This window comes from Nitrincola iocasae, from assembly GCF_008727795.1.
Taxonomy (GTDB): domain Bacteria; phylum Pseudomonadota; class Gammaproteobacteria; order Pseudomonadales; family Balneatricaceae; genus Nitrincola; species Nitrincola iocasae.
This window is the reverse complement of record NZ_CP044222.1, coordinates 1,490,373-1,502,572: the sequence shown is the minus strand read 5'-3', so window position 1 is coordinate 1,502,572 and position 12,200 is coordinate 1,490,373. Positions and strand designations below refer to the sequence as shown.

Annotated in this window: 12 protein-coding genes; all 12 read right to left on the bottom strand. The window is 47.4% G+C overall.

Annotation, left to right across the window (positions count from 1 at the left end; translation table 11 throughout):
- Nucleotide 1: 1 nt before the first annotated feature.
- On the bottom strand, nucleotides 2–982 hold the full coding sequence (locus F5I99_RS06880) for a glycosyltransferase (protein ID WP_151054391.1): 981 nt from the start codon (nucleotides 980–982) through the stop codon (nucleotides 2–4).
- Nucleotides 972–1,571 carry a serine O-acetyltransferase gene (locus F5I99_RS06875; RefSeq protein ID WP_151054389.1) on the bottom strand — a complete coding sequence of 200 codons (600 nt, stop codon included), beginning with the start codon at nucleotides 1,569–1,571 and terminating at the stop codon, nucleotides 972–974. The genes F5I99_RS06880 and F5I99_RS06875 overlap by 11 nt, the downstream gene beginning before the upstream one ends.
- The gene (locus F5I99_RS06870; RefSeq protein WP_151054387.1) at nucleotides 1,571–2,545 is read right to left on the bottom strand and encodes a glycosyltransferase family 2 protein; all 975 of its coding nucleotides are present in this window, start codon (nucleotides 2,543–2,545) and stop codon (nucleotides 1,571–1,573) included. The genes F5I99_RS06875 and F5I99_RS06870 overlap by 1 nt, the downstream gene beginning before the upstream one ends.
- Nucleotides 2,546–2,594: 49 nt before the next feature.
- Nucleotides 2,595–3,488: an ExeA family protein gene (locus tag F5I99_RS06865; RefSeq protein ID WP_151054385.1), complete on the bottom strand. Its 894-nt coding sequence runs from the start codon at nucleotides 3,486–3,488 to the stop codon at nucleotides 2,595–2,597.
- An 8-nt stretch (nucleotides 3,489–3,496) separates the two neighbouring features.
- A complete protein-coding gene (locus tag F5I99_RS06860) occupies nucleotides 3,497–4,291 on the bottom strand; it encodes a CpsD/CapB family tyrosine-protein kinase (RefSeq protein WP_151054383.1) in 795 nt (264 codons plus the stop codon).
- A gap of 28 nt (nucleotides 4,292–4,319) precedes the next feature.
- A complete protein-coding gene (locus F5I99_RS06855) occupies nucleotides 4,320–5,897 on the bottom strand; it encodes a GumC family protein (protein ID WP_191905966.1) in 1,578 nt (525 codons plus the stop codon).
- 29 nt (nucleotides 5,898–5,926) lie between these two features.
- Entirely contained in the window at nucleotides 5,927–7,051 is a 1,125-nt protein-coding gene (locus F5I99_RS06850) for a porin family protein (protein ID WP_151054379.1), read from the bottom strand.
- Between the two features lie 17 nt (nucleotides 7,052–7,068).
- Complete coding sequence (locus F5I99_RS06845; RefSeq protein ID WP_151054377.1) at nucleotides 7,069–7,620, bottom strand: polysaccharide biosynthesis/export family protein; 552 nt, start codon at nucleotides 7,618–7,620, stop codon at nucleotides 7,069–7,071.
- Between the two features lie 126 nt (nucleotides 7,621–7,746).
- Nucleotides 7,747–8,286: a hypothetical protein gene (locus F5I99_RS06840; RefSeq protein WP_151054375.1), complete on the bottom strand. Its 540-nt coding sequence runs from the start codon at nucleotides 8,284–8,286 to the stop codon at nucleotides 7,747–7,749.
- A gap of 354 nt (nucleotides 8,287–8,640) precedes the next feature.
- Entirely contained in the window at nucleotides 8,641–9,174 is a 534-nt protein-coding gene (locus F5I99_RS19595) for a hypothetical protein (protein WP_225307580.1), read from the bottom strand.
- Nucleotides 9,175–9,528: 354 nt separating this feature from the next.
- A complete protein-coding gene (locus F5I99_RS06830; RefSeq protein ID WP_151054373.1) occupies nucleotides 9,529–10,104 on the bottom strand; it encodes a hypothetical protein in 576 nt (191 codons plus the stop codon).
- 677 nt (nucleotides 10,105–10,781) lie between these two features.
- Complete coding sequence (locus F5I99_RS06825; protein WP_151054371.1) at nucleotides 10,782–12,182, bottom strand: undecaprenyl-phosphate glucose phosphotransferase; 1,401 nt, start codon at nucleotides 12,180–12,182, stop codon at nucleotides 10,782–10,784.
- Between the last annotated feature and the right edge of the window lie 18 nt (nucleotides 12,183–12,200).

Here is a 12,200-nt window from a genome sequence, read left to right as displayed (position 1 = left end):
GTCACTTATATTCCATTAATCTTATTTGCTTATGGGTAATCAGCTCCCATACAGCTCTGGACATGCCCTGAAACTCCGCAAACTTGATCAGGAGCATATACAAAGCAAATTTTGGTCGTAATTGCTTTTCCAGTTGAGGATTACGTAAATACACTTTAAGAAAAAGTATTGGGTAAAGTAATAGCAGTAACAACAGCCAGTTTTGGGATGTAAATATACCCAACAAAATCAGCATCGGTAGTAAACCAGCCCAGACCAGCGTACGAAGGACATTTTTTTTCCAGATCTGCACTGAACTGTTTCGATGCAACCAGAAAACACGGAAATAAGCATAACCACCACGTGCACCACGCTTCCACCACTGACTGAATCGAGTGATGGCGGCATCATGCAGTGTCATTTCTTCATCCAGACGGAATATTTTCCAGCCCTGCATACGCAAACGGTGGCACATTTCCGGCTCTTCGCCAGCAATCAAGTTAACATTGTAGGCATTTACCTCGTGTAGGGCTTTAATGCGCATCAACGCATCACCACCACAGGCTGTTGCTTCACCTACTGGGGTATTCCATTCAATATCACACAAGCGGTTATACACTGAAGCATCAGGGAAACGCTCACGCCTACGCCCACATACCACGGCAACACCTGGATTGGCATCTAGATAGGCTGCAGCCGCGTTTGGCCAACTAGCGACCAATTCACAGTCGCCATCAATAAACTGTACATATTCGAGATCTGGCTGGGTCTGATATAACAGTGTTAGTCCAGCATTGCGTGCACGTGCGGCAGTAAAAGGCTGGTCCATATCCAGATTAACTACCTGAGCCCCTGAGGCTTCAGCTTTTTGCACACTCTGGTCTGTAGAGCCTGAATCAACATAGACCACCTGAGCAAAGGCTTTACATACTGACTCCAGGCAACGCTCAAGCCGCTCACCTTCATTGCGCCCAATGATGACGCAGCCCGCATTACTCAACACTATTGGCTCCTTCCATTACAACCAGATCCTGTCTAGGAAACACTTCAGCACGGGGTAATTTAACGATTGAACCTGATGGCACATCAAAGCTGACTACGCTGTTGGCACCAATAACCACATCGTCGCCTATAATGATATTGCCAACTATTACTGCTCCAGCACCGATATCTACCCGGTTACCTATGATGGGTCTGCCGTTGGGATCCCTTACTGTTTTGATACCGATTGTCGTATTTTGCCGAATTATTACATCATCACCTATCTGCCTGGCATTGATTATAATTCCACCAAAATGTTCTATTTTTACCCTTCGACCCACCTTGACAATATAATCCAATTGAATACCACAAAATATCTGACACCATTGTCGCAAAAATAAATACATAAGCGTTAAAGGTGCTCTTACTAGCTTATTTTTAAATGACATACGCCAGTTACCAAACCTATGGCAAAGTAGCGCAAAAAAACCTTGATTGAATATATGTCCACCATGAGTAGCATAATCTTCTTTCAACAAGTTGATGAAACTAAGTTCTGATGGGTTTTCATTATTTCTTCCATCAGACACTGGTGGTGATATTTCTGGCATTACTTATTCCCCAGAATAGCATAGGTCCAGAATCTGGCTATAGAATGCCCATCCTTGGGCTTGCGTTTTTTAATGAAAAAAGAAAGCATATTATTGAAAATACGCCCTGCTATCCATGCGATGCCACACATAAAGGCTTTTGATTTTGAATGGTTCTTAAAGTAAAAACGATGCCAAGATTGATACCAGTATATGGGTATAGAAGATTTTTCAACTTTACTACCGACTATTCCTGTTGAAACACCGGCTATATGTACAACCCTTGACTGCGTTGATACTAATACCGGAATGGCCTTTTCACTTGCTCTCTTCATATAATCAACTTCTTCATAATAAAGAAAGTACTGCTCATCCATACTGCCTAATTTTTCATAAGTTTTCATAGGGATTAAAAACCCAGCACCGCACACCCAGTCACATACAACTGTTGATTCATTTGTTGGCAGTACCAATGAAGCCGAAGGAAACAGGCGAGTTACCAGACCGATATTGGCACCCCGGTTAAACTCGGAAACAACGGAGGGAAAACGAAAAGCAGACGCCGCTTTATTACCTGCCTCATCCAGCATTTGTGAACCAACGATGCAGTATTCAAACTTGTTTTTTGCTAGCTTAATGGTCTCGTCGATCGCACTATTTTCAGGCACGGCGTCAGGGTTGAGCAAATAAAAATAGTCTGGTTTAAATGCCGATGCCAAAGCTGCTTTAATACCCAGGTTATTACCATAAGCGAAGCCGCCATTGCGCTCAGCTTCAATCAAGGTGACATGGTTTGAAAGCCCAGTTTCCTGAAGCTTTGCTGACAATATCTGACGTGACACATCGGTCGACAGGTTATCGACAATAAAAATATGTACGGCCAGTTGGCCAGAAACTGACTCCAGTATCTGCTGCAGGTTGCCTGCCAATAGTTCACCGGCATTGTAATTAACAATGATGATGGCTACGTTATTGTGTTGAGTGCTCTGTTCCATTAGCCTCTTTCCTGCCTTTTCTGACTACCAAGACGGCAACCAGCGCCTGCTAAGCGCTTAACTCCAGGTTATATTCGTTCGCAAGCCACTGTTTAACACGACCTACTTCTTCAGTTATGGATTTACTCCGGCGTATCACTGCGGTGGTACTACGGTCTTCGATCATATCCATAACCAGAGCGGCATCAACTACAGGGTGCTCATCGGCAAAGGCATATACCAGCGACATATCACAGAGGGTGTTAATGCGCCTTGGAACCCCTTCGGCGTAACAGAAGATCACGCCCATGGCGCTTTCGGTAAACAGTGCTTTATCGCCACCGGCACACTGAATCCGGTGCTGGATATAAGCCTTGGTATCGTCAAAGTCCATCGGACGCAGATTGAATTCCACACCAATACGCTGAGCAAACTGGGTTAATTCCGGCTGATTAAGTTTTTCAATCAATTCCGGCTGACCGATCAACATCATTTGCAGATAGATTTCACCAGCCACATTGATATTGGAGATTAAACGCAACTCTTCCAATATTTCTGTCGACAAGTTTTGTGCCTCATCAATAATCAGGATGATATGCTTACCATCACTATACTGATCTATTACAAAATCGGTAAAAGCCCGCAGGCGCTGGGCGTTGTCCTGGAAGTCACCTTTAATTTCAAACGCATCCAGCACCCAGGACATCAGATCGCCAAAGGCGGAATGGGTGTTACTGATCACACCGACAACGGTATCATCATCCATCTTGCCGATCAGATGATGTACCAGGGTTGTTTTACCGGCACCAATATCACCGGTAATGACGGTAAACCCCGCATGGCTCATCAAACCATACTCCAGCATGGTTTGAGCGCGTGTGTGGTTCTTGCTGAGATACAAATAGGCCGGGTCTGGCGTCAGACTGAATGGCTTCTCTTTTAATCCGAAAAACTCTCTATACATGCCTGAGCCTATTCCTGTCCTTTGCTGGCGAATTTCTCGGACGATTTATTCAATACCGTTCCGATCACATTGGTAATGGAGATTAACTCACGTGAGCGTTCTATCTGGTCACGGGTATTTTCTCCATCGCCGACAATCATTAACACCGCGTCCAGGTCTCCGAGGACGTTTAACGCGTCATCAGTAGGCAGAACAGCGGGCAGATCATAAATCACGATTCGGGACTTATAGCGCTTTTTGGTTTCGCGAATAAAGGCCTTCATGCGTGGCGTTGACAAGAGCTCTGAGGTATTCCCTTCGGCTATACCTCCCGGCACCACCACCAGGCGTTCAATACCAGGATTGACCATCAACTCCGAGAGTTCGGCCTTGCCTTTAAGGTAGTCATACATAGTCTTTTCCGGCTGCAAACCAAAGTTGGCAGCGATGCTGGGATTGCGCAGATTCAGATCCACCAGCAGTACGGTCTGGTTCACTTCCATAGACAGGGCAACCGCCAGATTACAGGCAACCAGACTTTTGCCGCCTTCTTCGGTGGGCGATGTGATTGCCAGAGTATTCCAGCCATTGGTGCGCATTTTGTGAATAATCTTGGTGCGTAGCGTTCTGAAAATCTGCGCGCGCGGGTCATTGGCAAAACCGGCAATAATGCGGTTTTTTTCCAGCGTTTCCCGCGGCAGTTCCACCACACGGGTTTGCGAATAGTTGATCATTTCCAGTGGTGATACGTGCGCTGATACATTGCCTCGCAACTCGGCGCGCTTCTCTTTGGCTTTTTCTAATGCTTTCTGAAGTCGAAACATCCTGATTCTCTCATTAGATTTGCGTGGTTTACATCAGATTGATGCGGCCCATGACTTTGAGCCAGAGAATATCCAGGCTCATCACAAAAAAGTGCACGGCCGCCACGCCAGCAATAACTAACAATACCGCTAGAACGACATAACTTATGTGCCTTGCCCGCTTCAGCAGGTAATCTTTGGGGGTCATGATCATCGGTATGGTCATCAACGGATCTGCACCGAGAATACCTGCCAGTCGACGTGATCCACGAATACCCCCGTCCAGCATTTCTACCAGCAGCATCAGCCCCACACCAAAACCACCCGCCAGCATAATCCCCATAGCGGCAATTTTCTTACGATTAGGTTTAACTGGATCTGTTGGCGCTATAGGTGGTTCCAGTAATGTAAAGCTTTCTGCCTTACTTTCTGTTTCCAAATTCTGGGCAACTTCTGCTTCCAGCTCTTTGGAGCGTAGTTCATTGTATTTTTGCAACTCACTTTCATAATCACGTGTCAGGTCTTCATAACCGCGCTGTACCTGTGGAGTTTGCGCCACACGATCACGGTATTCATCCACTTCCTGCTGCACCCGCTCGCGTTGCGTTTGCATACGCACCAGGTCACGCTGCAGAGACTCTATCTGCAAGCTGATCTGACGGTACTGTGGATTCTCTACCTGCCCTGCCGGGCTGCTGCTGCCTACAGTTTCACGCAACGCTTCAATTTGTCCCTTTAGACGAATTACATCCGGATGTGCATCGGAATAACGGTTAGACAGTTGTGCTAGTTCGCTTTGCAACGCGGCCAGCCGTTGCGGGCCGGTCATTACCCCCCCCTCTATCGGCGCTGGCAGGTAACGGTTCATGCCCGACAGTTCGATACCCAGCAGGTGCAACTGATCTTTGATCTGGGCTTCCTGGTTCTGAATGCCGAGTAAACGCTCTTCGCCGCGCTCGATCATCGACAAATTGAAGTTAAGCATTTCCGGCAGACTGTTACTGAACTCGGATTTAAATTGCGCGATACGGTCTTCCAGCACCTGTACACGGGTACGCATACGGTTGGCTTCTTCACGTATAAAGGTCGTAGTTTCGGTCGCCCTATCGGTACGCACCCTGACGTTTTCGCTTAGAAAGGTGGTCACCAGATCATTGGCGACAGCCTGTGCTTTGGCCGGCACAGGATCATAGAAAGCCACCGTAAAGGCTATATTTGCAGTTCTTGCACGACCGCTCGAATCCAGCACACGGGCACTAACCATATCCACAGAAACATTGCTGCGAAATTCCTGTGCGATCTGTGTCGGTGAAGCCTTTTGGCGCAGCTCAGGATAAAGGTTGTGCTTCTGTACTGCCTCTTGAATCAGTGCGGTAGTCAATACACGTTGCTCTATCACCTTGATCTGCTCTTCAGCAAAACTGGTTACGGTACTGCGCACCAGATCACTGGGGATGTCCTGGCTTTCGATCAGGATAACCCCTTGTGAGCGATAGATAGGTGGCAAAGTCAGCGCAATGGCTATAGCCACTAACGCCAGTATTGGAAAGGTCAGGATGAAATAATATTTACGACGCCGGAGTATATCCAGATAATCCGACAGGCCTTTTTCATTTTCATCGAACACTGAGGTCATCCTATTGACTGAAAGGAAAATTAAAACTTGTAAACAAGGTTCATTTGAATTTGGTTAGAGTCGGCGCTGGGCTCGTCCTCGCGCTTCTGATACTTAAAATCATAGCGTGCTCCCAGTGTCATATTCCGGCTAAGCTGCCGGCTATATGCGGGTGAAAAGGACATGAATTCACGGGTTTGTGTATCATCAGTGGATTGCAACCAGCTACCGTTAACACTGACGTTGCTCAGTTCACTCAACTCATAGCGCCAACCCAGGCTAAGCTTATCCTGCTCGCGCACGGCGCCATCACTGGAGGGAGACAGGTCGCGGCTATAAGATGCGGTGTAGGTGCTTTGCAACGTCTGATGATTCCATTGCACACTGGCAAGACTGCCACTATTGGTACTTTGTGTGGATTGATTTAAAAGCACAGTGCGCTCTTCAAGATCCTGCCAGTTAGCCCCCAGCAACGCGGTCAGGGTGGTACGTTCAGACCAGTTATAAGTCGCCCCCACCGAAGCTCGCCAGATATCCGACTTGGTTTCAGTTAGTGCACCCTGTGCTTCATAATTTGTGTATGACAGATTAGCGCGCAGAATGGTACGTTCACTCAGATCATGCGCCCAGTTACCTCCCAGGGTATAGCTTTGGTTGTCACTGGACGTGGCTTCACTGTACTGACGCTCGGTGTAACCGAAAGATAGCCCCAGATTATCGCGTTGCGTCAGCTGGTAGTTATACGCAGGTGCAAAGGTGTAGGTTTTAACCGTGTTTTGCGTGGAGAAATCACCCAGATCTTCTTCAGCATCTTCACGCTGCTCAGTCTCGGTATAGCCTATGTTCAGGTTGAACAAGGCTCTTTCTCTGATCCAGGCCTGTTGCCAGTTGAGTCTGGGGTCCTGGCTGTTATAGCGACTGAAATCAGAATAGCGGTTAACTGCCAGCGAACCGGTCAGGTTACTGGTATAGGTTTCGGTACGATAGTAACCCGTTACTCTGGGTGTGATCGTATAATACCAGGTGCTTTGGGCATCATCTTCAAGCAGGAAGTTGTCATTATAACCCAGTGTTTGGGTTACAGAGCCTTCAATACCTGTATCTGCCGCAAGCACCAGAGTAGAAAATGGCAAGCAGACCAGCAAACCGCATAAACTCCATTTCATCTCAACTACGCCTTTGTTCAGGGAACGATAATCACATCACCGGCACGCAGGGTATGATTATATTCAAGATCACCGCTACGCTCGATGGCTGTATAGTCTACCGGCAACAGTGTTTTTTCTGTGCCCTGTTCGCGAATTATCTTGATCCGTCCGGTTGATGCAAACGGCGTGAAGCCACCGGCTAATGCCAGTGCCTGAACAACAGACAGATCACGAGACATCAGAATCGGACCGGGATTGTTCACCTGACCAAACACAAAGGCCACGTTGCCGCTGACAGCCGTGACGCTGACACTTACCTGAGGTTCAGTGATGTATTCTTCCAGGTGCTCGGCCAGTAAGTTTTCCAATACTTCGGCACTCTGCCCCGCTGCCATGACATGGCCTACCAGCGGATAGGAGATACGCCCATCGGGGAGTACAACCAACTGACGATTCAACTCTTCTTCTTTCCACACCGAGATCAACAACTCATCACCCGGTTGCAGTCGATATTCATCAGATGCAGATGCCCAGCCAGCAGGCAGAGCCAACATCAGAACCAATCCGGTTATAAAGCGCTTTAGCATACAATAACTCCCTCTATATTTGAGTCGTACTACACCTGCCTGAGTTTAACACCAGGCCTGTCAGCCAGGTACGTATTTTCAAATAAAAAGGGGCCCGACAAGCCCCTTTTTGAATCAGGAACGTGCTTAGGCTGCAACAGCCTGCATGTTTTCCTTTCTTGAACGACGACGCAGCGCCAATCCGCCCAGCAGTACAGAACCGAACAGCCATACAGCCGCTGGTAGTGGTACTTCAGAAACAGCTGGTGGGTAAGAGAAACCAACAGTGAAGCTGCTGATTGCGGCTGTACCCGTCATGACGATGTTATACACAGTACCACTTGCCATGGTGAACAGTGAAGAAACCAGTGTGTTAGCAGCATTGTTGCTAGTCAGCACAGTTTCGTTCAGGCCGTCAAAGATAGACAGAGACCAATCAACCAACGTGGAGGAGACAGAGAAGTTAGCCTGAGCCAGCGCGGCTCCTGTTAACTCAGTATCCCAAGACAAAGAAACAGCTTCACCTGCATCAAAGGCACTACCGAAGGTGTATTGAATATCAGGAGCAGTAAAGCTTGCTACGTTACCGCTTCCCGTCGTTACAGTTGGATTAGTGATGGACACACTTGCAGCCGAAACCGCAAATGACGCCAACATCAGCACAGCACCCAGTAAAAGTTTTTTCATCGTTGAATCCTCAACTTCTTGCATTTAAATGAACTCATGAATTCCGAAGGCTCAAGCTAGGACTGCTACACCTGATACCTTCATAGACACATCCGTGTCACTAGGGATTATAAAGAAGCGTGATCCAGAAACAACCCTGTACCATGGTACAATGTTGCCATGCAACATAATGATTCAGCCCCATGACAATCAGCACCATTCCTGTGCATTCCCTTACAACTCAGCCGGATAAAATCCAAGTAAATTGAACAACAACGCAAGGCTACCACAAAATAAAACGGATGTTTAGTATAATATTGCAGCGCAAAAAAAGAGACTCAAAGAGTCTCTTTTATAACTCGGCAATTGTGTTTATCAGGCCGCTACAGCCACCTGCTGCGCTTTACGGCGACGCAGCGCCAAACCACCCAGCAATACAGAACCAAACAACCAAACTGCGGCAGGTAGCGGAACTTCAGACACTTCTGGCGGGTATGAAAAACCTACAGTAAAGCTATTGATTGCCGCTGTACCCGTCATGATGATGTTGTACACAGTTCCGCTCGCCATAGTGAACAGCGAAGAAACCAATGTATTAGCATCGTTATTACTAGTCAGTTCGGTTGTGGTAATACCGTCAAAAATAGACAGTGACCAATTTACCAACGTAGAGGAAACGTTGAAATCAACCAAACCCAAAGCAGCACCCGTCAGCTCAGTATCCCATGACAGAGATACCGATTCACCCACTACAAAGTCAGTGCCGAAGGTATATTGAACTGTTGGAATGGCGAGTTGCGTAAGATCACCGCTTCCCGTCGTTACAACTGGATTGCTAATGGATACACTTGCCGCCGAAGCTGCAAATGACACCAATAACAACATTGCGCCGAATAAAAACTTCTTCATAGTTGAAACCTCAACTTATATACCTATAATGAACTCATGAATTCAAGAGGTTAGGCTAGGACTACTACACCATTTAACCTCTATAGACAGATCCGTGTCGTTTCGAATTATATAGAAATATCGCCCTCAAAAGACCTGTACCTTAGTACAATGCTGCTATGCACTATGATCTGAACACGCCCTTTCACTCAACAACAAATCTATAATTTATTCTTAATATTCAAAAAGATAAAATTAAATCTTATTAAGAATCACTATACAATCATCAAGAAAACAAACAGCCGTTTTAGATAATGATGCAGCGCAAAAAAAAGGCTCAAAGAGCCTCTTTTCTAACCTGGAACGTATCTGGCATCAAGCCACTACAGCAGCAACCTGCTGAGCTTTACGGCGACGCATTGCCAAACCACCTAGCAGAACAGAACCAAACAACCAAATAGCGGCTGGCAATGGAGTTTCTGCGATCTGAATGCTGCTAAGCGCCAGAGAAGCAGAGAAAGATTTGCTGGCAAAGATATTGCTGCTGATAGTGCCCGCAATAACCGCCGTCAGAGTATCCCCTGCCGAAATCATCAGACTTTCAAATACAGATCCGAGTGAACCAGAGGTCAGCAGATCACCGCCACTGTTCAGGATAGAAACTGTCCAGGAAGCCATTCCTGATGTACCAGTACCACTAACCCCCAAAGAGAAACTGGCATCAACATCCGAACTTAACGCCCAGGAAGTGCTTAACTGCCCTCCCAAAATAGCATAGCCAGACTGAATGGTGTCAGTACGCAGGGTATCGGTCAGCGTGGTATTAGTATAACCAGGGCTTCCTATATAGAAATTGCCTGGAGACACTGTTGGATTACCAATAGAGATGCTGGCAGCCGATACCGCAAAAGACGCGAGCATTAAAACCAGGGCAAGTAACATTTTTTTCATAACGTAATTTCCATATTAATGAGTTCATGAGCAAATAGTGATCAGAGCTAGGACTACTACACCCCAACCACCGCATGACAACTGATGTCAGAACATATTATAACCCTGTTTTTTAAACAATAGCACCCTGTACTGAAGTACACGAAGTATGATTTTATTGATTGCAATCAACTGTTTTTAAAGTATTTTTTTGCTGGCCTAAAAAAACATCATATACCTTAAATTCAAACGCTTGAATTATTATCTTTGAAATCATTAATTTATAATTGATTATTAATACAACACTAGAGTAGGAGCTCGGTCTCCGAGCGATTGGGGTTGTTTTAGGGTATGGGGGGGGTATTCGCCCGCAGAGCGGGCTCCAACAGTGGGCTCCCTCAGGGGCTCCAATAGGGGCTCCAATAGGTGGCACCTTTGTAGGAGCTCGGTCTCCGAGCGATTGGGGGTGTTTTAGGGTATGGGGGCTATTATTCGCCCACAGAGTGGGCTCCCACGGCGGGCTCCCACGGCGGGCTCCAATAGGGGCTCCAACAGGGGCTCCAACAGCGGGCTCCAATAGGGGCTCCAACAGGGGCTCCCTTGTAGGAGCTCGGTCTCCGAGCGATTGGGGGTGTTTTAGGGTATGGGGGCTATTCGCCCACAGAGTGGGCTCCCACAGGGGCTCCAACCGTTACAGATCAATAGGCGTTTTTGTCTACGAAGCCTTTGAATACGGTGAGGAAGATGATTTTGATGTCTAGCCAGATCGACCAGGTGCGGATGTATTCGAGGTCGTAGCGGATGCGGCCTTCCATTTTATCCAGGGTGTCGGTTTCGCCGCGGAAGCCGTTGATCTGGGCGAGGCCGGTGATGCCGGGTTTAACTTTGTGGCGCAGCATGTAGCCGTGGATCTGGCCGCGGTAGAATTCGTTGTGAGATACGGCATGTGGGCGTGGCCCAACAACGGACATGGAACCACCGATCACATTCAGGAACTGGGGTAGTTCATCCAGCGAGGTACGGCGGATAAATGCTCCAAAGGGGGTGATACGGCTGTCATTTTTGGTTGCTTGCTTCACTTCGCCATCACCCGCATCCATAACCCGCATGGAACGAAACTTTAGCACGCCGATTTCCTGTCCGTTTACGCCGTAACGTTTCTGCTTGAATAATACCGGCCCCGGAGAGCTGAATTTCACGCCGATGGCGATAATAATCATGGGAATAGAGATCAGCAGTAGAATCAGGCAACCAAACACCAGATCCAGTGCCCGCTTGCTCATGCTATTGATACCAACATGAGGGGATTCAAAAATACTGATAGCCGGCATACCATTGAGATCAATCCAACGGGCACTGAGCAGATCAAAACTGAACACATCCAGCATCATGTGTACCGAAACAGTGGTATCAGCAAGCTCATCAAGAAGTGTTTTGATACGTTTTTCTGCACGCAGTGGCAAAGCGATAAAAATCACTTCAATCTCCCCCGCCCTGGCACGGGCCACCAGCTCAGCATGACCGCCTTCAACCTGGTCTGACTGACGACGCCCTTTTTCAAAATTACGGTCGTCAAAAAACCCCACGAAGTTATAGCCAGCCCAAGGCATATCAGTGATCTTTTCTTTTACTTCCTGGCCCAGTTCGGTTGCACCATACACTGCAACGGCGCGGGTATTGTGACCCGTTTCCCTTACCGTACTCAGAACGGCACGAATAATCGCATGCCAGCAGATCAGCTCAATCGGTGTTATCAGGAACCAGGTCAACAGCAGTTCGCGGTTATACAGATCGGTAGGCTTAAAGAAGAAATCCACCAGAATGAACAGCATGATCACAGCAAGCCAGTTACTGGCTACGGAGACAACTTCTGCGCCCAGGCCAACGCCACGCCAGGAACGATAGGTAAGATTGATTTCAGAGATGAAGTTAAACACCAGGATGGCGATCAGTGCCATGGCGTAATAGGACGATATCCATTCGACACCGAACAACTCAATAAGGCACCAAAGGGTAATAATAATGATGGCGGCATCTGCCAACCTGGCAAGTGCGCTTAATTTTGATTCGTGGGGCTTAATACTCAGCTTTGATGCCATACCTGCGTTAACTTCCTA